This window comes from Cellulosimicrobium sp. BMG9.23 (genome assembly GCF_059159985.1).
The window spans coordinates 93,174-114,437 of the sequence record NZ_JBZGBZ010000011.1 but is presented as its reverse complement, the minus strand read 5'-3'; the positions used below and the strand labels follow the sequence as shown (position 1 = coordinate 114,437).

At 74.9% G+C, this 21,264-nt stretch carries 16 protein-coding genes; 12 read left to right on the top strand and 4 right to left on the bottom strand.

All coding sequences use genetic code 11. The annotated features are described in order from the left end of the window. Positions 1-2: 2 nt before the first annotated feature. Positions 3-386, bottom strand: coding sequence for a cold-shock protein (locus AC4H2G_RS19250; protein WP_494367344.1), 384 nt, complete (start codon positions 384-386; stop codon positions 3-5). A gap of 93 nt (positions 387-479) precedes the next feature. Continuing rightward, the gene (locus AC4H2G_RS19245; RefSeq protein ID WP_494367343.1) at positions 480-1,223 is read right to left on the bottom strand and encodes a TetR/AcrR family transcriptional regulator; all 744 of its coding nucleotides are present in this window, start codon (positions 1,221-1,223) and stop codon (positions 480-482) included. Positions 1,224-1,343: 120 nt separating this feature from the next. Here AC4H2G_RS19245 and AC4H2G_RS19240 point away from each other — a divergent pair, with 120 nt between their 5' ends. The 7 genes from AC4H2G_RS19240 (at position 1,344) to AC4H2G_RS19210 (ending at position 13,655) form a co-directional block, all read left to right on the top strand. After that, positions 1,344-2,276, top strand: a complete 933-nt coding sequence (locus AC4H2G_RS19240; RefSeq protein ID WP_494367342.1) for an NAD-dependent epimerase/dehydratase family protein — start codon at positions 1,344-1,346, stop codon at positions 2,274-2,276. A 166-nt stretch (positions 2,277-2,442) separates the two neighbouring features. Next, positions 2,443-3,423: a type IV toxin-antitoxin system AbiEi family antitoxin domain-containing protein gene (locus tag AC4H2G_RS19235; RefSeq protein WP_494367341.1), complete on the top strand. Its 981-nt coding sequence runs from the start codon at positions 2,443-2,445 to the stop codon at positions 3,421-3,423. Between the two features lie 162 nt (positions 3,424-3,585). After that, complete coding sequence (locus AC4H2G_RS19230; RefSeq protein ID WP_494367340.1) at positions 3,586-6,195, top strand: helicase-associated domain-containing protein; 2,610 nt, start codon at positions 3,586-3,588, stop codon at positions 6,193-6,195. Positions 6,196-6,300: 105 nt separating this feature from the next. Then, positions 6,301-7,980 (top strand): DNA repair helicase XPB, encoded by a 1,680-nt coding sequence (locus AC4H2G_RS19225; RefSeq protein WP_494367339.1) that lies wholly within the window; start codon positions 6,301-6,303, stop codon positions 7,978-7,980. A gap of 253 nt (positions 7,981-8,233) precedes the next feature. Continuing rightward, positions 8,234-10,468, top strand: coding sequence for a pectate lyase-like domain-containing protein (locus AC4H2G_RS19220; RefSeq protein ID WP_494367338.1), 2,235 nt, complete (start codon positions 8,234-8,236; stop codon positions 10,466-10,468). A gap of 169 nt (positions 10,469-10,637) precedes the next feature. Beyond that, positions 10,638-12,728 (top strand): TPM domain-containing protein, encoded by a 2,091-nt coding sequence (locus tag AC4H2G_RS19215; protein WP_494367337.1) that lies wholly within the window; start codon positions 10,638-10,640, stop codon positions 12,726-12,728. Positions 12,729-12,848: 120 nt separating this feature from the next. Continuing rightward, positions 12,849-13,655: a PspA/IM30 family protein gene (locus AC4H2G_RS19210; protein WP_494367336.1), complete on the top strand. Its 807-nt coding sequence runs from the start codon at positions 12,849-12,851 to the stop codon at positions 13,653-13,655. 435 nt (positions 13,656-14,090) lie between these two features. Here the strand turns inward: AC4H2G_RS19210 and AC4H2G_RS19205 are convergent, their stop codons facing one another. Next, positions 14,091-14,852: a type 1 glutamine amidotransferase gene (locus tag AC4H2G_RS19205; protein WP_494367335.1), complete on the bottom strand. Its 762-nt coding sequence runs from the start codon at positions 14,850-14,852 to the stop codon at positions 14,091-14,093. A 199-nt stretch (positions 14,853-15,051) separates the two neighbouring features. On the opposite strand from AC4H2G_RS19205, the gene AC4H2G_RS19200 reads away from it, so the two are divergent. The 3 genes from AC4H2G_RS19200 to AC4H2G_RS19190 are packed head-to-tail and all read left to right on the top strand — an operon-like array spanning position 15,052 to position 17,155. Then, positions 15,052-15,828, top strand: a complete 777-nt coding sequence (locus AC4H2G_RS19200; RefSeq protein ID WP_494367334.1) for a GVDTG sorting domain-containing protein — start codon at positions 15,052-15,054, stop codon at positions 15,826-15,828. After that, the gene (locus tag AC4H2G_RS19195) at positions 15,828-16,526 is read left to right on the top strand and encodes a class F sortase (RefSeq protein ID WP_494367333.1); all 699 of its coding nucleotides are present in this window, start codon (positions 15,828-15,830) and stop codon (positions 16,524-16,526) included. The genes AC4H2G_RS19200 and AC4H2G_RS19195 overlap by 1 nt, the downstream gene beginning before the upstream one ends. 26 nt (positions 16,527-16,552) lie before the next feature. After that, positions 16,553-17,155, top strand: a complete 603-nt coding sequence (locus AC4H2G_RS19190; protein WP_494367332.1) for an NYN domain-containing protein — start codon at positions 16,553-16,555, stop codon at positions 17,153-17,155. Between the two features lie 21 nt (positions 17,156-17,176). On the opposite strand, the gene AC4H2G_RS19185 is transcribed toward AC4H2G_RS19190, so the two are convergent. Beyond that, a complete protein-coding gene (locus AC4H2G_RS19185) occupies positions 17,177-18,424 on the bottom strand; it encodes a winged helix DNA-binding domain-containing protein (protein ID WP_494367331.1) in 1,248 nt (415 codons plus the stop codon). A gap of 219 nt (positions 18,425-18,643) precedes the next feature. Between AC4H2G_RS19185 and AC4H2G_RS19180 the strand changes: the two genes are divergently transcribed. Both AC4H2G_RS19180 and AC4H2G_RS19175 read left to right on the top strand, forming a co-directional pair. Then, positions 18,644-19,387: a response regulator transcription factor gene (locus AC4H2G_RS19180; protein WP_494367330.1), complete on the top strand. Its 744-nt coding sequence runs from the start codon at positions 18,644-18,646 to the stop codon at positions 19,385-19,387. Continuing rightward, positions 19,384-21,090, top strand: coding sequence for a sensor histidine kinase (locus tag AC4H2G_RS19175; protein ID WP_494367329.1), 1,707 nt, complete (start codon positions 19,384-19,386; stop codon positions 21,088-21,090). The genes AC4H2G_RS19180 and AC4H2G_RS19175 overlap by 4 nt, the downstream gene beginning before the upstream one ends. Positions 21,091-21,264 lie beyond the last annotated feature (174 nt).

The following is a 21,264-nucleotide window of genomic DNA, read 5'->3' as shown; positions in this document are numbered from 1 at the left end:
GCTCAGGCCTCGATCTCGTCCGCGACCGCGCGCAGCACGGCGGCGACCTTCGTCGTCTTGTCCTTCTCCGGGTACCGGCCGCGGCGCAGGCCGTTGCCGATCCCGTCGAGCTCCTTGATGAGGTCCTCGACGATCACGGCCATCTCGTCGGCCGAGCGGCGCTTGGCCTTCACGACCGACGGCGCGGGGTCGAGGAGCTTGACGGCGAGCGCCTGCGGGCCACGACGGCCGTCGGCGACGCCGAAGTCGACGCGCGCTCCGGGCTTGGGGGCGGGCGCGCCCGCGGGGAGCGCGGAGGCGTGCAGGAAGACCTCGCCGCCGTCGTCGTCGGCGATGAAGCCGAAGCCGCGCTCGGTGTCGAACCACTTGACCTTGCCGGTGGGCACGTGGACCTCGTTCGTGCTCGTAGGGATCAGAACCCTCAGGCTACCGGCCTCGTCGGGCAGCCGCCGCATCGATACCGCCCGCCGGACGGCAGCTCAGGGCGCAGCGCTCCCCGGGTCGGCGGCGCGCCCGACGACGCCGAGGTCCGCCCCGACCCGCAGGGCCACGGCGTCGAACCACGACGCGCGGTCGCCGACCGTGCGCTCCAGGTGCCCGAACAGCTCGAACGAGACCGTGCCGAACAGGGTCGTCCAGGCGACGAGGGTCCGCACGACGCTCTCCGTCGGCGCGTCCGGACCGACGAGCCCGCGCGCCGCGACGTAGGCGCGGGCGTCGGCGACGAGCGCGGTGGCGTCGGCGGCGCCCACCGGCGCCGGGACGGGTTCCCGCCCGGCCGCCCACGCGTCGCCGACGATCCGGACGAGGACCCGCACGACCCGCGTCGCGGGCTCGACGGTGTCGCGCGGCGCGGCGTAGCCCGGGACCGGCGTGCCGTAGAGCAGCGCGAAGTCCCCCGGCCGCGCGACGCACCACGACCGCAGCGCGCGGCACGCGGCGACCCAGCGACCCTCGAGGTCTTCGCGCGCGACGGCGGCCTCCGCGCCCTCGACGGCGGCGCCGAGCTCGTCGTAGCACTCGACGAGCAGCGCCGTGAGGAGCGCGTCGCGGCTCGGGAAGTACCGGTACACGGCCGACGACACCATGCCGACGTCGCGCGCGACCGCCCGGAGGGAGAGGGCGCTCGGGCCGTCGGTCGCGAGCCGGGCGCGCGCGGCGTCGAGGATCTCGCGCGTCAGGGTCTCTCGGGCCAGGGCGCGGGCGTTCCGGGGTGCTGCCATGCGGTCCAGGGTGGCAGAGGAGAGCACTGCACGCCAATGAGAGCAGTGCTCTTGCTTTCGCGCTGCGCCCGTGCCACGCTCCTCACAGTGAGAGCACCGCTCTCGGAAATGGAGACCGCCATGACCAGCACCCCTCTCGACCGCCACGTCGTCGTCGGCGCCGGCCCGGTCGGACGCCACGTCGCCGACCTGCTCGCCGCGCGGGGGTCGTCCGTCACCGTCGTCACGCGCAGCGGTCGCGACACGGGGATCCCCGGGGTCCGGCACGTCGCGCTCGACGCGGCCGACACCGACGCGCTCAGCCGCCTGGCCGACGGCGCCGACGTGCTCCACAACTGCGCCAACCCGGGCGACTACACGCAGTGGGAGCGCGTGTGGCCGCCGCTCGCCGCGTCGATGCTCACGGCCGCCGAGCGGAGCGGAGCCGTCTACGCGATCACCGGCAACCTCTACCCGTACGGACCCGTCGAGGGACCCCTGAGCGAGGACCTGCCCGACACCGCGACCGACCACAAGGGCGTGCTGCGCGCCCGGCTCTGGGCCGACGCGCTCGCCGCGCACGACGCCGGGAAGGTCCGCGTCGTCGAGGTGCGCAGCGCGGACTTTATGGGTCCGGGCGTCGGTGCCAACGGCCACGTGTCGCGCGTCCTCCCGGCGGCGTCGCGCGGGAAGGCGGTGACGATGATCGGTCGCACGGACCTGCTGCACACCTTCACCGACGTGCAGGACACCGCGCGCACGCTCGTCGCGGCCGCCGAGGACCCCGGCGCGCACGGCCGCACGTGGCACACGCCGAGCAACGCGCCCCGCAGCCAGGAGCAGGCGCTCACGGACGTGCTCGCGAGCGCGGGCCTGCCGCCCGTCCGCGTGCGGTCGCTGCGCGGGGCCGGACTCGCGGCCGTGGGCCTCTTCTCTCCGCTCATGCGCGAGCTGCGCGAGATCGTCTACCAGTGGGAGCGCCCCTACGTCCTCGACGACTCGGCGGCTCGCGCCCGGTTCGGCATCGAGCCGACCCCGTGGGACGAGGTCTGCCGCCGCACCGCGCGCGCCTGAGACGCTCCGGCGGACGGAGACGCGGACGAGGATCCGGCGCCGAGATCGGTTGTTCGGCGTGACCGCAGGGTTTCTGGCCGTCCAGAGGACCGGCGCCTGTGATTCCCGTCCACAGGCCGCGGCCCGCTCGAGACGCCGCGGGGAGAACCCGCGACACGCTCCCTCCATGAGTCCGGACCTCGACCGCCCGATCTTCCTGGCCCGCGAGCACCCGCCCGGCACGGCGGCGCAGGCCGTGCACGACGGCGCGTGGGAACGCGTGCGCCGCGGCGCGTATCGCCCGCAGACCCCGCCGCACGCCTCGCGGTACGCCGCGGAGCGCGAGCTGGCTGCCGACCGCGCCCGTGCGCTGCACCTCCAGCTCGCCGCGGACCACACGCTGAGTCACGCGACGGCCGCGCTGCTCCACGGCTTCCGGCTGTGGTCCGCGCCGAGGACGACGCACGTCGTTCAGACGTACAACGCGTCGAGCGTCTCGGCGGACGACGTCACCCGGCACCGGATCCCGCTCGACCCGGGCGAGCGCGTGATCGTCGGCGGCCTGCCGGTCACCTCCCCCGCTCGTACGGTGGCGGACTGCCTGCGCACGTCGCCCCCGCTCGACGGTCTCGTCGTCGCCGACTCCGCCATGGCGTCCGGCGTCTCCCGCGAGGCCGTCAACGCGGTGCTGGACCGCCAGGTGCCCGGAGCGCGCGGCGTCCGCCGGGCGAGGCACGTCCTCGCGCTCGCCGACCCCGGCGCCGAGTCCGCGTGGGAGTCATGGCTGCGGTACGTCGTGCTGCGCCTCGGCCTGCCGCGCCCGACGACGCAGCTCGAGATCCGCACGTCGATCGGCCGCGTCCGCGCTGACGCCGGCTGGGAGGAGTGGCGGCTGCTGCTCGAGTTCGACGGGCTGGTCAAGTACCGGACCTCCGGCGACGGTCTCGCTCCGCGGGACGACCCGGGTCGCGTCCTCGTCCAGGAGAAGCGGCGTCAGGAGGCGGCCGAGCGCGCCCGGTGGCGGATGCTGCGCTTCATGGCGTCCGACTCGGCGGCATCCGTCGAGCACCGCGTCCTGGCAGTGCTGCCGCCCGAGGTCGTCCGGTCGTTGCGCCCGGACCGCTTGTTGCCGCCGCCGCTCCCTCGGTTTCCTCCCCGCAGACGCTAGCGGCTCGTCGGCGCCAGATCGGCAGTTCGGCGCCAGATCGGCAGCTCGTCTCGAGATCGGTCCTCGCAAGGACCGATCTCGCGCCGGCCTGCCGATCTCGCGAGGTACGACGACGCCCGGCCCGTGCCCGCGCGGGCGCTCCGTCCGCGTAGCATCGAACGGATGGCCACCTCCACCTCCGGACGGTCCGCGACGTTCAGCGACACCCTGCGCTCGAGCGACGACGCGCGACTCGTCGCGCTCCTGACGCGACGCCCCGACCTGGCCACGCCCTCGCCGTCGACGCTGCTGTCGCTCGCCGCCCGCGCGTCGAGCCGCACGAGCCTGGAGCGCGTGCTGGCGGGCCTCAGCGCCTTCGAGCTCCACGTGCTCGAGTCGGTGCTGCTCCTCGACCCGGTGACCGGTCCGACGACGCCCCGCGAGATCGCGGCCGCGCTCGGTATCCGCGGCACGGCAGGCGTCCGGGCGACCACGGAGACCTTGGCGCACCTCTCCGAGGCGGCACTCGTCTGGTCCCCCGACCCCGGGCGTCCCGCGAGCCGTCGTCCCGCTCCCGGCCTCGCCGAGATCCTCGGGCCCTACCCCGCCGGGCTCGGCCCCGCGGCAGGCGTCGCGCCCGACGACGTCCCGGCGATCCCGCTCCCGGCCGACGCCCCGCCCGGTGCGTCGGCCATCCTCGACGCGCTCACGTGGGGCCCACCGGTCGGCGTGGCACCCCGCACCGACCCGGGAGCCCGGCGTGCCGTGGGGTGGCTCGTCGACCGCGGGTACCTGCGCACCACCGAGGACCGGCACGTCGTCCTGCCCCGCGAGGTCGGGCTCGCGCTGCGCGGCGGCCGCACGCACCGTGACGTGCGCACGACGGCACCGGTGCCTGACGTCCGGGAGGTCCCTGGGGCGACCGTCGACGCGGAGTCCGCGAGCGCCGGGATCGAGGCCGTGCGGCTCGTGGCGCGGCTCGTCACGGCCTGGCAGGAGGAACCGCCGGGCGTGCTGCGCTCCGGCGGGCTCGGCGTGCGGGAGCTGCGCCGCGCCGCCGCGACGCTGGAGGTCGAGGACGCGACGGCGGCAGCGGTCGTCGAGCTCGCCGCCGCGGCGGGGCTGGTCGCGGACGACGGCGACGACCCGCCGTCGTTCACCGCGACCGCGGCGGCCGAGGACTGGCTCGACGACGACCTCGGCGACCGCTGGGCGACGCTCGCGCGCGGCTGGTGGCGCTCACGCCGCACCCCGTGGCTCGTGGGCAGCCGCGACGAGAAGGGGGCCCTGCGCGGCGCGCTCGACCCGGAGCTGTGGCGTCCGTGGGTGCCGCGGCTGCGGAGCACGGTGCTCGACGTGCTCGCGGCCCTCCCCGGACGCGGACCCGCGGCACCCGAGGTCGTCGAGGTCCTGCGCTGGCGCACGCCGCGCGCGGTGCCGCCGGAGCAGGCGGTCGCCGGCCTGCTGCGCGAGGCCGCGCTGCTGGGCGTCACGGGCGCGGGGGCACTCTCGGCGCCGGGGCGCGCGCTGCTCGGCCAGGCCGACGAGCCCGCTCCGGCGCTCCCCGCCGCGTTCGAGGCCGTCCTGCCGCCCGAGGTCGACGAGCTCCTGCTGCAGGGCGACCTCACGGGGATCGTGCCGGGGCGTCCGTCGGGCCCGCTGAGCCGGCTCGTGGAGATCGCGGCCGACGTCGAGTCGCGCGGCGCCGCGACGACGGTCCGGTTCTCCGCCGAGTCGGTCGTGCGCTCGCTCGACCACGGGCGCACGGCGGACGACCTGCTCGCCGAGCTCGCGGCGCACTCGCGCACGCCGGTCCCCCAGGCGCTCGAGTACCTCGTGCGGGACGCCGCGCGACGGCACGGGCGCGTGCGCGTCGGCTCCGCGTCGAGCTACGTCCGGGCCGAGGACCCGGCGCTGCTCGCGGGCCTGGTCGAGGCGACCGCGCTGCGGCACCTCGGGCTCGTGCGGATCGCACCCACCGTCCTCGTCGCGGCCGTCCCGGCGGGCGAGCTCCAGGCGGCGCTGCGCGCCCGCGGCGTGGTCTCGGCGGTCGAGGGGCCGGACGGGCGGGTGCTGGTGGCCGACGGCGGCCGGCGCCCCGGTCCGCCCGGTGGCGGTCGTCTGGTGGTCGGCCGACGACGTGCCCGCGCGGCGGCGGCGGGCTTCGGTCCGGGCGCCGACGACGACGGACCGCGACCCGGCGACGGGCGCTCCGGTCCGGCCGGCGAGAGGTACGCGGCGCTCGTCGCGCGACTGCGCGCGGCCGACGCGGCCGACGCGGCGGCTCAGGGTCAAGGTCAAGGGCACGACGACGGCGGACCGTCGGGCCGTGCCGACGCCTCGTCGTCCCGACGGCAGAACGGCTCCGCCCTGCCCGGCGCCCCGGGAGGTGCGACGGGTCGCGGGGGCGGGCGGGCGTCGTCGGGCACGGGCACGGCCGCGGCGGGCTCGACGACCGGACGCTCGGCGGACCCGGACCCGGACCCAGACGTGGCGCTCGCGGACGGATCAGCGGTGCGCGGTGCGGGCCGACGCGCCGGGGACGATGGAACAACGGACCCGGCGGCCGCGTTGGGTCTCCTGCGCGAGGCGATCGCGGACGGCTCGTCGGTGTGGCTCGAGGTCGTGGGGTCCGTCGGGACCCCGACCCGGCGGCTCGTGCGACCGCTCACGCTCGACGCCGGGCGGCTGCGTGCGCAGGATCCCGCGCGCGACGCGGAGCTCACCGTCGCGGTGCACCGCATCGCCTCCGTCGCCCCGGCGCGGTCGAGCGACCACGACGGGGCGAGATAGAACCGTGGTCGCCGAGGTAGAGCCCTGGTACCGACGACCACCGCTCCATCTCGCCGACCACGGCTCTACCTCGCACACCACGGCACTACCTCGGCAAGGAGACGCATGACCGACGGCCCCCTCATCGTCCAGAGCGACAAGTCGCTGCTGCTCGAGGTCGACCACCCGCGCGGCGACGAGGCGCGGCGCGCCATCGCGCCGTTCGCCGAGCTCGAGCGCGCCCCCGAGCACGTGCACACGTACCGGCTGACCCCGCTCGGGCTGTGGAACGCGCGCGCCGCGGGCCACGACGCCGAGCAGGTCGTGAACACGCTCATCGAGTACTCGCGCTACCCGGTGCCGCACGCGCTGCTCATCGACATCGCCGAGACGATGTCGCGCTACGGGCGGCTCACGCTCGCGCAGCACCCGGTGCACGGGCTCGTGCTCGAGGCGACGGACCGCGCCGTGCTCGCGGAGGTGCTCAAGTCGAAGCGCACGGCGGGCCTCGTGGGCGAGCGGATCGACGAGACGACCGTCGTCGTGCACCCCTCCGAGCGCGGTCACCTCAAGCAGGTGCTCGTCAAGCTCGGCTGGCCCGCCGAGGACCTCGCGGGCTACGTGGACGGCGAGAAGCACGAGATCGCGCTCAGCCCCACGACGCCGCCGCGCACCGCGGGCGACGCGCCGAAGCCCTGGGAGATGCGGCCCTACCAGGCCCAGGCCGTGGACGGGTTCTGGCACGGCGGGAGCGGCGTCGTCGTGCTGCCGTGCGGCGCCGGGAAGACGATCGTCGGCGCGGGCGCCATGGCGAGGTCCGGGACCACGACGCTCATCCTCGTGACGAACACTGTGAGCGCGCGCCAGTGGCGCGACGAGCTCGTGCGGCGCACGACGCTCACCGAGGACGAGATCGGCGAGTACTCGGGTGCCCGCAAGGAGATCAAGCCGGTCACGATCGCGACGTACCAGGTGCTCACGACGAAGCGGAAGGGCGTCTACACGCACCTCGAGCTGCTCGACGCCCGCGACTGGGGCCTCGTCGTCTACGACGAGGTGCACCTGCTGCCCGCGCCGATCTTCCGCATGACCGCGGACCTGCAGGCGCGGCGCCGGCTCGGCCTGACGGCGACGCTCGTGCGCGAGGACGGTCGCGAGGACGAGGTGTTCTCGCTCATCGGGCCGAAGCGCTACGACGCGCCGTGGAAGGACATCGAGGCGCAGGGCTACATCGCGCCCGCCGACTGCGTCGAGGTGCGCCTCACGCTGCCCGAGTCCGACCGCATGACGTACGCCGTGGCCGAGCCCGAGGACAAGTACCGGCTCGCGGCCACGGCGACGGGCAAGAACCGCGTGGTCGAGCAGATCGTCGCGCAGCACCCGGACGACCAGGTGCTCGTCATCGGCCAGTACCTCGACCAGCTCGAGGAGCTGAGCAACCACCTCGACGCCCCGCTCATCACCGGCGCGACGACGGTCCGCGAGCGCCAGCGCCTGTTCGAGGCGTTCCGATCGGGCGAGATCTCGCGGCTCGTGGTGTCGAAGGTCGCGAACTTCTCCATCGACCTCCCGGAGGCGTCGGTCGCGATCCAGGTGTCGGGCTCGTTCGGCTCGCGCCAGGAGGAGGCGCAGCGCCTCGGCCGCGTCATGCGCCCCAAGGCGGACGGCCGCACGGCGCACTTCTACGCCGTCGTCGCGCGCGACACCGTCGACCAGGACTTCGCCGCGCACCGCCAGCGGTTCCTCGCCGAGCAGGGCTACGCGTATCGCATCGTGGACGCCGAGGACCTCGGCGTCGACGCCTGACCGGAGTCCGGCGGAGAGCGGGCCCCGGCGCGGCGTGATCGTTGCGGTGCCGGGGCGGACGTGCGACGCACGACGGCGCTCCCGCCGTCGTGCACGCGCCCTCCGGTGCGGCCGCGGGCGCGGCGCCTGGGAGCGCTACCAACTCCTTACTGACAAGCAAGTCAGCCCTGGCCTATGCTCCCGACAACCGGTGCGACGACGCTCCGGCGCCGGCGCGACGAGCGCCGGGTCCAGGTTCGAAGGAGAACACCCCGTGACCCTCTCGTTCAGAGACTCGTCCCGCACCCGTGCGGGACGCCTCCACGTCCGCGCGCGAGGCGCCCGGGCCGCGACCGCCGCGGTCAGCGCCGCCGCGGTCGCCCTGACCGGCACGTTCGCCGGAATCGCGCTGGCCGCCCCCGCGGCCGCCGCCGACCCCGACCTCGGGCCGAACGTCACCTTCATCGACGAGACCTGGTCGGTCGACGAGATCAACACCTATCTCGCGTCCATCAACGACGAGGCGGAGTTCAGCCAGAACCGGCACGCCGTGTTCTTCGAGCCGGGCGTCTACGGCTCGGCCGCCGGGCAGGACAACCCCGCCACGGCCACCGGCATGGTCAACCAGGAGGTCGGCTACTACACCACGATCGCAGGACTGGGCGCCCAGCCGGGCGACGTGCTCATCAACGGCGCCCTGAGCGTCCAGCCCGTCGTCACGTGCCCGAACAACCCGTGGTCGTGCCAGGACCCGGGCTCGCTCACGCGCTTCTGGCGCTCGCTCAGCAACGTCGCGATCAACCCCATCCAGCGGCCGGTGGACGAGGACGCCACGCGTCCGTTCCCCGCCGGCTCGACCGCGCCCCACCAGATGCGCTTCGCGGTCTCGCAGGCCGCGCCGATGCGGCGCGTCGACATCCGCGGCGACCTCACCGTCTTCGGCGCGTACGGCGAGTACGCGTCCGGCGGCTACCTCGCCAACTCGCGCATCACGGGGACGCTCGTCACCGGCTCCCAGCAGCAGTGGTTCACGCGCAACTCCGAGGTGGGCACCTGGGACGGCGGCGTGTGGAACATGGTGTTCTCCGGCGTCGAGGGCGCTCCCGCGACGGACTTCGGCGACCCACTGCCGAACAACGCCGTGGGCGTCAAGACGACGCTCGACACGACCCCCGTCAGCCGCGAGGCCCCGTTCCTGTTCCGCGACGGCGAGGACCTCGCCGTGTTCGTGCCGAACGCGCGCACCGACACGCGCGGCACCGACTGGTCCACGGACGACGCGGCGGGCACGACGCTCGGGCTCGACGAGTTCTACATCGCCCACGAGGGCGACACCGCGGCGCAGATCAACGCCGCGCTGGCGACCGGCAAGAACCTCCTCCTCACCCCGGGCGTGTACCGGCTCGACGAGGCGATCCACGTCGACAACCCCGGCACCGTCGTGCTGGGCCTCGGCTACGCGTCGCTCGCCCCGCAGACCGGCGACGCCGCGCTCGAGGTCGGCGACGTCGCCGGGGTGAAGATCGCCGGCATCACCGTCGACGCCGGTCCCGTGAGCTCCGACGTCCTGCTGCGCGTCGGTCCGGCGGACGCGCAGGAGTCGGACGCGAGCGACCCGACGACCCTCACCGACGTGTTCGTGCGCATCGGCGGCCCCTGGGTCGGCAAGGCGACCACGAGCATCGAGGTCAACAGCGACCACGTCCTGCTCGACCACATCTGGGCGTGGCGCGGAGACCACGGCAACGGCATCGGCTGGGACCAGAACACGGGCGACCACGGCCTGGTCGTCAACGGCGACGACGTGATCGCCACCGGCCTGTTCGTCGAGCACTACCAGAAGAACCAGACGATCTGGAACGGCGAGCGCGGCCGCACGATCTTCTACCAGAGCGAGATCCCGTACGACCCGCCGAGCCAGGCGGCCTTCATGGACGGCGACCGCAAGGGCTATGCGTCGTACCGGGTCGGCGACGACGTGCGGACGCACGACGCGGTCGGCCTCGGGGTGTACTCGTTCTTCAACCAGGGCGTCGACGTGCGCGTCGAGAGCGGCATCCAGACGCCCGTCCGCGCGGGCGTCACGTTCCGCTCGATGACGAGCGTGTTCCTCAACGGGTCCGGTGGCATCAACCACGTCATCAACGACACGGGCTACCCCGCCGTCGGGTCGTTCGCGTCGCCGCAGGTCGTGGCGTACCCCACGGACCTGCCCGACGGGCCCGCCGTCGACGTCCAGGCGTCGGCGCGGTGCCTCGCCGGCAGGGCGTTCGTCGCGGTCCGCGCGACGAACGACGCGGACGTCCCCGTGGACGTCACCCTCACCACGCCCTACGGCTCGCGCACGGTCCAGGACGTCGCGCCGGGCGCCGACGCGTACCAGTCGTTCGCGGTGCGTGCGGGCGCCGTCGACGGCGGGGAAGCGACCGTCTCCGCGGTCGGGGACCTCGGGTCCGGTCCGGTGACGAGCGAGGTCGCGGCGGCGTACGACGCCCGCACCTGCGGCTGACACGCGCGGAGCACGACCGGGAGCCCGCCTCGTCCTCGAGGCGGGCTCCTGCCGTGCTCGCACCGGACGACGCCCGATCGTCGCCGGCCGGCCGTCTCGGGCCCGGTCGCGCCGCCCCCGTCGCCGCTGCCGCCTTGCAGGCCACTGCCCGGTGGGACAGGATCGCGGCGTGAGCCTGCCCGACCACTGGTCCTTCCCGCGTGCCCGCGACACCGCGCGACGTGGATCCTTGGCGGCGCTCGCCCTGGTCGCCGCCCTTGCGGTCGTCGTGGCGGTGGCCGCGCTCCTCGTGCCGTCGGGGACGGCGCACGCCGCGCCCCCGACAGCCGTCGAGGGCGAGATCACGGACCCCGAGGGCGTGCTCGGCGACCGCACGGGCGAGGTCGAAGAGGCCCTCGACCGGCTCGCCGCGGACACCGACCTGCAGCTCTTCGTCGTGTACGTGCCCGACCTCGACGGCATGGACGGCATCGACTGGGCGAACGCGACGGCGAACATGTCGGGGCTCGGGGTCGACGACCTGCTGCTCGCGGTCGGGACGCAGGACCGCCGGTACGGGCTGTCGTACGACACCAACATCGCGCTGAGCGACGCCGACATCGACCGGATCTCGTCCACCGTCGAGGACCACCTGCGCGAGGACGACTGGGCGGGCGCGGCGATCGCCGCGGCGGACACCGCGCGGGAGTCGGCGACCGGCGGCGACGGCGGCGGGGTGAGCTGGTTCCTCGTGCTCGCGGTGGGCGGGCTGCTCGTGCTCGTCGTGGTGCTCGTGGTGCGCGCCGTCGCGAACCGCCGACGTCGCGCCGAGCGCGGTACCGCCACGGGCGGTCCGGCACCCGGCAGCCTGGAGTCGCTGCCGACCGACGAGCTGGACCGTCGTGCGAGCGCCGCGCTGGTCGCGATCGACGACGCCCTGAAGACGTCGGAGCAGGAGCTCGGCTTCGCGCAGGCGCAGTTCGGGATCGAGGCGACGCAGCAGTTCTCCGCGGCGCTGGCTGCGGGCAAGCAGCGGGTGACCGAGGCGTTCGCGCTGCGGCGGCAGCTCGACGACTCCGCCCCCGAGTCGGAGCCGCAGGCCCGCGCGCTGATGGCGCGGATCATCACGCTGTGCGACGACGTCGCGGACGCCCTCGACGCGCAGTCCGCGACGTTCGACGAGCTGCGCGATCTCCAGGCCCGCGCGCCGCAGGTGCTCGACGAGACGGACCAGCGCGCCGCCGAGGTGCTGACCCGAGTCCCGACGGCCCGCACGACGCTCGGCACCCTCGCCCGCACCTATCCCGCGACGGCGCTCGCGTCGGTCGCGCAGAACCCGGACCAGGCGGAGGCGCTCGTCGCGGGGGCGCAGGAGTCGGTTGCCCGGGGCCGCGAAGCGCTGACCCGCAAGGACCGGGCGGCGGCGGTGGCCCTGGCCCGTGCGGCGCAGAACGCCGTCGGCCAGGCGGTCACGCTCCTCGACGCGGTCGAGCGCGCGGGGACGGACCTCGCGCAGGCGGGCGTCCGTCTGGACAAGGGGCTCGCCTCGATCCGGGCGGACCTGGCCGACGCCGGCCGGCTCGCGCCGCAGGACGCCGCGGTGGCGCCCGCCCTCGCCGAGGCACAGGCCGCGGCCGAGGCCGCCTCCACGGTGCACGACGGCGGCGACCCCCTCGCCGCCCTGCGGCGCCTCACCGACGCCGAGGCCGCGCTCGACACCACGCTCGCCCCGTTCCGCGAGCGCGCGGAGCAGGCGGCCCGTGCGAACGCCCTGCTGCGCGAGACGTTGCTGCGCGTGGACTCCCAGGTGCGCGCGACGAACGACTTCATCGAGACCCGGCGCGGCGCCGTCGGGCCCGAGGCGCGGACCCGCCTCTCGGAGGCGATCCGCCTGCTCGGCGAGGCTCGCTCCCTCCAGCCCACGGACCCGGTGACGGCCCTGCAGCGCGCGCAGCAGGCCGACGCGCAGGCGCAGGCCGCCGCGCAGCTGGCCCAGCAGGACGCGTCCCGGTGGGACTCCTCGCAGGGCGGCGGGCTCGGCGGCTTCGGCGGTGGCTACGGCTCGGGCGGAGGGAGCAACGTCGGCGGCATGGTGCTCGGCGGCATCCTGCTCGACTCGATCCTGCGCGGAGGCGGCGGGCGGGGCGGCCGCAGCGGAGGCTTCGGCGGAGGCGGCTTCGGCGGCGGGTTCGGGGGCGGCGGGTTCGGCGGCGGGCGCTCGGGCGGACGGTCCGGCGGCAGGTCGTCGGGCGGCCGCTCGGGACGCGGCGGGCGGTTCTGACGAGCCGAACCCCTCAGGCTCCTGGGCCACCGCACCCGCGGCCCGGCACCAGACGGCACGGCACCAGACGGCAGGCAGCACGACCCGGTCAGGGCAGGACGCAACGACAGGAGAGGCACCATGGCGGAGAAGCAGAGCATCTTCGGGCGCATCGCTCAGCTCACGAGGGCCAACATCAACGCGCTGATCGACGGCGCCGAGGACCCGCAGAAGATGCTGGACCAGCTCGTGCGGGACTACACGAACAACATCGCCGAGGCCGAGCAGGCGGTCGCGCAGACCATCGGGAACCTGCGCCTCGCCGAGCAGGACTACAACGAGGACGTCGCGGCGGTGCAGGAGTGGGGCCAGAAGGCCCTCGCCGCGTCCGCGCAGGCCGACCGCTACCGCCAGGCCGGCGACACCGCGAACGCGGACAAGTTCGACAACCTCGCCAAGCTCGCGCTGGGCAAGCAGATCGCCGCCGAGGGCGAGGTGCGCCAGGCGGAACCGCTCATCGCGTCGCAGCGCGACACCGTCGAGAAGCTCAAGTCCGGCCTCGCGCTCATGAAGGACAAGCTCGGCGAGCTGCGCTCGAAGCGCGACTCGCTCGTCGCCCGCCAGAAGAGCGCGCAGGCGCAGCAGACCGTGCAGGGTGCCATCAGCTCGATCAACGTCCTTGACCCCACGAGCGAGATCTCCCGCTACGAGGACATGGTGCGGCGCGAGGAGGCGATGGCGATGGGCCAGGCCGAGGTCGCGGCGTCGAGCCTCGACGCGCAGTTCGCCGAGCTCGAGACCTCCGGCGAGACGATCGAGATCGAGGCGCGCCTCGCCGCGCTCAAGGGCGGGTCGGCGTCGACGGCGCCCCAGGTCGCGCCCACGCAGGTCACCCCGGAGATCGGGTCCGGCACGAGCACCCAGGACGCGCCGACGTCCGGCTGGTGACGCGGGGCCCTGGACGCTCGGTCGGGTCCGCGGCGGTGGGTGCGCCCGCGGTGGGGGCGCCCGCGGTGGGGGCGGCGTCGGTGCTCGGGCTGCCGCGCCGTCGCCTCGGTCTGTCAGCCGTCAGTTTGAGGAGCGCGGCTCTGACGCCCTTCGCATCCGACGCCGCCCCCACCGCTCGTGCCTCGCGTCACCTCGACGCGGGGCCGAGCGGTCGACGCCGGGCGGGTCACCATGCGGTCGACGGCGGACGGGTCGTCATGTGATCGGAGGTGAGACGCGTCGCCGAGCGGTCGACGGCGGAACGAGGAAGGGGCCGGGTCGTGGCGGGTCTGGCGGGAGCCCGCGAGGAACGAGCGGGCGGATGGTAGACCCGGCCCCTTCCTCGTGGAGCCGTCGACCGCGGACCCGGCCTCGGAGCTGCGACCGCCCCGGACCTCAGGCGGTGACGAATCGCTGCCCGACGGCGGCACCCACCTCGGCGACGAACGCGGCGGCGAGGCGGCGGCCGCCGTCGGCGATCTCGGTGGCGTGCTCGTCGAACCCTGCGAGCACCGCGGGGGTGTCGACGTCGTCGTAGCGGTCGCACCACCCGGCGAGGCTCGCCCACGAGACCTCGGGGTGGAACTGGACGGCGAGCGCCGAGCCGAGGCGGAACGCCTGGTACGGGTACATGTCCGACGACGCGAGCCACACAGCACCTGCAGGCAGGTCCACGACGGCGTCGCCGTGCGCGCTCGCCACCCAGCGGACCGGGTCGTCGCCGGCCGCGAGGGCCCCGAGCACCGGGTCGATCGTGGCGTCGTGCCGCCAGAACACCTGCGTCGCGCCGACCTCGCGCCCGGGCGGCGCGGCCACCTCGACCCGGCCCCCGCCCGCGACGGCGAGGAGCTGCGCGCCGAGGCAGATGCCGAGCGCCGGGACGCCGGACGTCGCGGCCGCGAGCAGCAGCTCCCGGACGGCGGGCAGCCAGGGTGCCCGGGCGTCGTCGTGGGCGGACATGTGGCCGCCGAGCACGACGAGCCCGTCGGCGACCTCCCCCACCGTGGGGACGGGCTCGCCGTCGTACGCACGCACGACGTGGACGTCCGCGTCGAGGTGGTCGGCGTACGTGTCGAGCGTGACGTCCGGAGAGCTCTGGACGACCGTGAGGCGCACGGTCGGGTGCGCAGGGCCTGACGGGTTGTCGAACGTGGTCACGGGGCACGACCGTACCCAGTAGCCCCCCGCTGCGCACAAACTTCCACGTCACGGACCGTGGGAGGGTCGCCGGTGGCCCGGCACCCCGCCGTCGCCGCGACCACGACGACCGATCGAGATCCGACCCATCCGCCTTCCCGCCTGCACCGAACCCTTCCCGTGGTCGCGAGAGCCGCGACCCGTCGAAGGGAGCACCACCATGAGGACGCGCACACGCACCGCCCTGGCGGTCCCGGCACTGTCCCTGGCCGCAGCCCTCGCCGTCGCGGGTCCCGCGGCGGCCGCCGACACCACCCAGGGCGACCTCTCGCCCGTCGCCCTCAACGGCGTGGAAGGGAGCGGCACGGCCATGGTCTGGGTCGACGGCACCACGCTGAACGTCGAGGTCGAGGCCACCGGGTTGCTGCCGGGCAGCCCGCACGCGGCGCACATCCACTTCGCGCCCGACGCGCGCCACGAGTGCCCCGCCGCGAGCGACGACGCCGACGGCAGCGGCACGCTCACCACGTCGGAGGGGGTCCCGGCGTACGGCGCCGTCCAGGTCTCGCTCACGACCAGCGGCGACACGTCGCCCGACCACGCGCTCGACGTCGCCCACTTCGACACGGCCGAAGGCGGCGACATCACGTACCAGCGCGGCGAGATCGAGGTGTCGCAGGAGGTCGCCGACGCGATCTCGGGCGGCGAGGCCGCCGTCGTGATCCACGGCGTCGACCACGACGGCGACGGCGCCTACGGCGGGGACACCATGTCCGACCTCGACCCGGCGCTGCCCGCCGAGGCGACCGACCCCGCGCTGTGCGGGGTCATGACGGTGTCGCAGATGTCCGAGATGCCGCAGGGTGGCGTGCAGACCGGGAGCGGCTCGACCGCCGGCGTCGAGAACGCCGGACTGATGGCGGGCGGCGTGGCCGCGCTGCTCGCGGGCGGCGTCCTGCTGGTCCGCGCCCGTCGCACGGCTCGCGCGGAGCGCTGATGACGGGCGACGCCCGGGTGCGCCGCGGCGTCGTCGTGGCCGCCGCCGCCCTCCTCCTCGGAGGGGGCGCGGCGGTGGCCGTCGGTGTCGCCGGACAGCAGCCCGACCCGCCGGCCGTCCAAGAGCGGTCCGTGCCCGCGGCGGACGGTCTGCCCGCCCCCACCGCGAGCCCGTCCGGCCCGCCGGCGCCGCCGGCTGCCGTCCCGACCGAGGAGACGAAGGAGGCGGCGGAGGCGGTCGAGGAGCAGCCGCTTCCGACGACCGTGCGCATCCCGTCGATCGGCGTCGAGTCCGACCTCATCACCCTCGGTCTCGCCGACGACGGCACGATCGCCGTCCCCGAGGGGCCCGACGTCGACCGCGCGGCCTGGTTCGACGGCTCGCCCCGGCCGGGCGCGACGGGGCCTGCGGTGATCGAGGGGCACGTCGACAGCGAGGGCGGCCCGTCCGTCTTCCACCAGCTGGCCCGTGTCGTTCCCGGCGACGAGGTCGTGGTGGACCGCGCGGACGGGTCGACGGTCACGTTCGTCGTGGAGGACGTGCAGCAGCACCCGAAGGACGCGTTCCCGACCCTCGCGGTCTACGGCAACACGGCCGCGCCTGAGCTGCGGCTCATCACGTGCAGCGGTGGCGTCGACCCCGCGACGGGCCACTACACGGACAACACCGTCGTGTTCGCCCGCCTCGCGGACCGGTGAGCCCTCTCGCGGCTAGGGTGGTCGACATGTCTGACCCCCAGATCGTCGCGCCCCCGCCCGTCGTCGAGCAGCCGCGCCGCACGTACCTCGTCGTGGACGGCGAGAACATCGACGCGACGCTCGGCATGAACGTCCTCGGGCATCGCCCGGCACCCGAGGAGCGTCCGCGCTGGGATCGGATCGTCGACTTCGCGCGTCAGGCGTGGGGTCAGGACGTCACGCCTCTGTTCTTCCTCAACGCGTCGTCCGGGCAGATGCCCATGTCGTTCGTGCAGGCCCTGCTCGCGATGGGCTACCGACCCATCCCGCTCGCGGGGACGGGCAGCGAGAAGGTCGTGGACATCGGTATCCAGCGCACCCTGGACGCGCTGCGCGACCGACCGGGCGACGTCCTCCTCGCGAGCCACGACGGCGACTTCCTGCCGCAGGTCGAGACGCTCCTGGAGGACCCGGACCGGCGCGTGGGCGTGCTGGCGTTCCGCGAGTTCGTCAACGTGCGCCTCTCGGAGCTCACCGCGCGCGGTCTCGAGGTGTTCGACCTCGAGGACCACGCCGGGGCCTTCACGACGATGCTCCCGCGCGTGCGGATCATCCCCCTCGCCGACTTCGACCCGCTGCGCTACCTCTGACGCGTGCCGCGGGCTGCGCGCTCAGACGTGCAGCTCGCGGTACAGCGGGGTGGGGAACGACGCCGTCGTGCCGTCCCCGTCGAGCAGGCCGGCGATGCGCGCTGCCTCCGCCTCGACGGCGGCCTCCGCGTCCGCGCCGACGTCCTCGAGCAGGCGGTATGCGGGCTCCCCGCCGCGGCGCACGGTCCACGCGCCGACGATCCGCCCCTCCCACCAGATCGTCGCGCCGGCGTTGCCGATCGTGTCGAAGAGCCGCTCGCGGTGCGAGCCCAGGTACCAGTCGCGCGCGGCCCAGCCCATCGTGGTCGGGTCCAGCGCGGGCACGAGCGAGACGACACCGTCCAGCGTGTCCGCCGGCAGGTCGAGCGACCCGTCGTCGAGCGCGGCCGCGAGCACGACGCCGGGCGCCGCCGCGCTCGTCCCCGCCCCGCCGGGCGCGCCCACCTCGAGGTCGACCTCGCGCACGTCCAGCGCGCCGAGCGCCGCGCGCGTGTCGCGCAGGTTCCAGCCCGTCCACCACTGCAGGTCCTTCCCTGTCGCGGGGCCGAACACCGCGAGCCACGCCCGCGCGAGCTCGATGCGCGCCGTCGGCTCGTCGACGTCCGGGATCCCGCCCGGGAACCAGTCCTCCATCGGCGCCCACACGTGCCGGTTCGACGACCACGAGCCGCGCGGCTCCCCGCGCACGACGACGCCCTCGGCCGAGAGCATCGACAGGAGCTGGGTCGTCGCGGTCCGGCGCACGTCCCACGACTTCGTGGTGGTCGGCAGGAACGCGGTACGCAGTGCCGGCACGGCGCGGGACAGGCTCGCGCCGTCGAGCGGGCCCTGCTCCGCGAGCGCGGCGTGCACCTGCCGCTCGGTCTCGGCGAGGAACGACTCGGCGTCCTCGATCGGCGGGTCGGTCGGGAGGGTCGCGAGCTCTTTGAGAAGGCGGGTCCGCAGCCGGCGCCCGACCGCCGCGCCCGCGGCGCCGTGCACGACCGGCACCAGCTCGCGCCGCACCACGAACATCGTCCGACGCATCGCGAGCACCTTGACGAGCGTGCGCCGCCCGAACAACGCGTCGCGGACGTCGGAGAGCGCGAGGCCGGGCGCGCGCGCGAGGACCGACAGGTACACGCTCGGCGCGTCGGTCGCGTGCAGCGCGAGGACGCGCTCCACGACGTCCTCGACCGACGTCGCAGCGGGAAGGCCGGGGTGGTCGACGCCGAGCGCGAGCTGACGGGCCACGAGCAGACGACGACGCTGCTCCACGGTGATGCGCACGCCGCCATCCTGCCGGACGCCACCCACGCCACCCACGACCGCGCCGCCGAGCCGCCGAGCCGCCGAGCCGCCGAGCCGCCGAGCCGCCGAGAAGTGAGTTCGCGCCCCGGAATCGGCCAGATCCGGGGCGCAAACTCACTTCTCGGCGGCACGACGCGTGTCGGCACCGGTGGAGCACCTTCCCAGGCAGCTCCCAGAGGACGCGCGCACACTGGATCCATGAGCACTCCCGAGGCACGCCTCGTCGTCGTGGACGACGAGCCGAACATCCGCGAGCTCCTGGCCACCTCCCTGCGCTTCGCCGGGTTCGAGGTGCACGCCGCCGCGGACGGTCAGAGCGCGCTCAAGCTCGTGCGCGACGTCGAGCCCGATCTCGTGGTGCTCGACGTCATGCTCCCCGACATGGACGGGTTCACCGTCACGCGCCGCATGCGCGAGAAGGGCCAGCGCACGCCCGTCGTGTTCCTCACCGCGAAGGACGACACGCGCGACAAGGTGACCGGCCTGACCGTCGGCGGGGACGACTACGTGACGAAGCCGTTCAGCCTCGAGGAGGTCGTCGCCCGCATCCGCGCCGTGCTGCGCCGGACCCACTCCGAGCCCGTCGACGACGCCGTGCTGCGCTTCGCCGACCTCGAGATGGACGAGGACTCGCACGAGGTCCGCCGCGCCGGGATCGACGTCGACCTGTCCCCCACCGAGTTCAAGCTCCTGCGCTACCTCATGCTCAACGCCGGCCGCGTGCTCTCGAAGGCGCAGATCCTCGACCACGTGTGGCAGTACGACTGGGGCGGCGACGCGAACATCGTCGAGTCCTACATCTCCTACCTGCGGCGCAAGATCGACAACCTCACCGTGCCCGGCCCCGACGGCGCGCCCGTGGCCCTGCCGCCGCTCATCCACACCAAGCGCGGCGTCGGGTACCTGCTGCGGCAGCCGCCGGGCGCGCCGTCGGCCTCATGACCGCAGGGTCCGACGGCACGGCGACGTCCGACGGCACGGCGACCGACGCGCGCGCCGTGCCGCCCCCTCCGCCCGGCGACGCCGCGCGCCCGGCCGGTGACCCGGCGTCGGGCACGTCCGGCGGCTCGGCCGCGGCGGCCGGGGAACCGGGTGTCCCGGGCCCGACGGCGCAGCGCCCCTACGGCCGGCCCGTCCCCACCGGGGACTGGAGCTGGTTCGCGCGCGTGCCCCTGCGCGCCCGGCTCGTCGCGATCATCGTGCTGCTGCTCGTCGCCGGACAGGGGATCGCCGCGCTCCTGACGACGACCGTCGTGTCGCAGTACCTCGTCGACCAGGTCGACGACCAGCTCCGGCGCTCGGCGAGCACGGTCGCCTGGTCCACGATCACGCAGGACACGCAGCGCAGCCGGCTGCCCAGCGACTACTACGTGCTCGCCCGTGACCTCCAGGGCGGCGAGGTACCCCTGAGCTGGCCCGCCACGGTGAGCCTGTACGGCGAGCCGGACATCCCCGCACTCTCGGACCAGGAGATCGAACAGCTGAACGGCGACCCGTTCACGGTGTCGTCGTCCGGCGGGTCGGACCCGGCGCAGTGGCGCGTCGTCTCGCGGTTCGTGCGGTTCGACGACCAGGTCGTCGGGACCGCCTTCGTCGCGCTCCCGCTCACGGGGATCCACGAGACCGTCAAGGTCCTCGGCCGCACGCTCGCGCTGTCCGCGCTGGGGATCGCGCTCGTCGGCGGGGCGGTCGCGTACCTCGCGGTGCACCGCGCGCTGCGGCCGCTGCGCGAGATCGAGGAGACCGCAGCGGGCATCGCCGCAGGTGACCTCGCGCGCAGGGTGCGACCCGCTCCGCCCACGACCGAGGTGGGTTCGCTCGCGGCGTCGCTCAACGCGATGCTGTCGCAGATCGAGGAGGCGTTCGCCGTGCAGGAGGCCTCGGAGGCGCGCATGCGGACGTTCGTGTCCGACGCGAGCCACGAGCTGCGCACGCCGCTCGCGACGATCCGCGGGTACGGCGAGCTGTACCGGATGGGGGCGCTCGACACGCCCGAGAAGGTCGACGACACGATGGGCCGCATCGAGGACTCGGCGACCCGCATGGGCACGCTGGTCAACGACCTGCTCGCGCTCGCGCGCCTCGACGAGGGCCGGCCGCTGCGCCACGAGCCCGTCGACCTCGCCGCGCTCGCCAAGGATTCCGCGCAGGACCTGCACGCGCTCGACCCGTCGCGAGACGTGCAGGTCGTCGGGCTCGCGGCGGGGTCGGTCGCGCCGGACCCGCTGCGCGTCGTCGGAGACGAGGACCGGTTGCGGCAGGTGCTGGCCAACCTGGTGGGCAACGTCGCACGGCACACGCCGCGCGGCACGGCCGCGCAGATCGCCCTCGGTGTCGTCGCGGCACCCCCGCCGCCCGCGACCAGGACCGCTGCCGGGGACGCCGAGCACGGCGCCCGGCCCGGCGCGACGGCGGTGCTCGAGGTCCGCGACCACGGCCCCGGCGTGCCCGCCGGGCAGGAGGACCGGGTGTTCGAGCGCTTCTACCGGGCGGACTCGTCCCGCAACCGCGCGTCCGGCGGCTCGGGCCTCGGGCTCGCGATCGTGGCGGCGATCGTCGCCGCCCACCGGGGCCACGTCTCGGTGCGCACGACCGACGACGACGGCGGGCTGACCGTCCGCGTGGAGCTCCCGCTCGCCCCCTGACGACGTCGTGTCAGGGTTACCGGTCACGCGGGTGCCCTGTGACCCTGACAGACGGCGCGACGTCGCCTCCTGTCAGGCTCACAGGTCACGTGGGTGACCTGTCGTCCTGACACCACACCGCCGAGCAGGGCTACGATGGCGCGTCGTCGTCAGTGGATCGACCTAGGCTGAGAT

Coding starts and splice junctions, on each gene's coding strand:
- AC4H2G_RS19195 (WP_494367333.1), top strand. CDS start 15,828: ATGACGGGCGACGCCCGGGTGCGCCGCGGCGTCGTCGTGGCCGCCGCC.
- AC4H2G_RS19200 (WP_494367334.1), top strand. CDS start 15,052: ATGAGGACGCGCACACGCACCGCCCTGGCGGTCCCGGCACTGTCCCTG.
- AC4H2G_RS19235 (WP_494367341.1), top strand. CDS start 2,443: ATGAGTCCGGACCTCGACCGCCCGATCTTCCTGGCCCGCGAGCACCCG.
- AC4H2G_RS19230 (WP_494367340.1), top strand. CDS start 3,586: ATGGCCACCTCCACCTCCGGACGGTCCGCGACGTTCAGCGACACCCTG.
- AC4H2G_RS19175 (WP_494367329.1), top strand. CDS start 19,384: ATGACCGCAGGGTCCGACGGCACGGCGACGTCCGACGGCACGGCGACC.
- AC4H2G_RS19245 (WP_494367343.1), bottom strand. CDS start 1,223: ATGGCAGCACCCCGGAACGCCCGCGCCCTGGCCCGAGAGACCCTGACG.
- AC4H2G_RS19225 (WP_494367339.1), top strand. CDS start 6,301: ATGACCGACGGCCCCCTCATCGTCCAGAGCGACAAGTCGCTGCTGCTC.
- AC4H2G_RS19240 (WP_494367342.1), top strand. CDS start 1,344: ATGACCAGCACCCCTCTCGACCGCCACGTCGTCGTCGGCGCCGGCCCG.
- AC4H2G_RS19180 (WP_494367330.1), top strand. CDS start 18,644: ATGAGCACTCCCGAGGCACGCCTCGTCGTCGTGGACGACGAGCCGAAC.
- AC4H2G_RS19210 (WP_494367336.1), top strand. CDS start 12,849: ATGGCGGAGAAGCAGAGCATCTTCGGGCGCATCGCTCAGCTCACGAGG.
- AC4H2G_RS19190 (WP_494367332.1), top strand. CDS start 16,553: ATGTCTGACCCCCAGATCGTCGCGCCCCCGCCCGTCGTCGAGCAGCCG.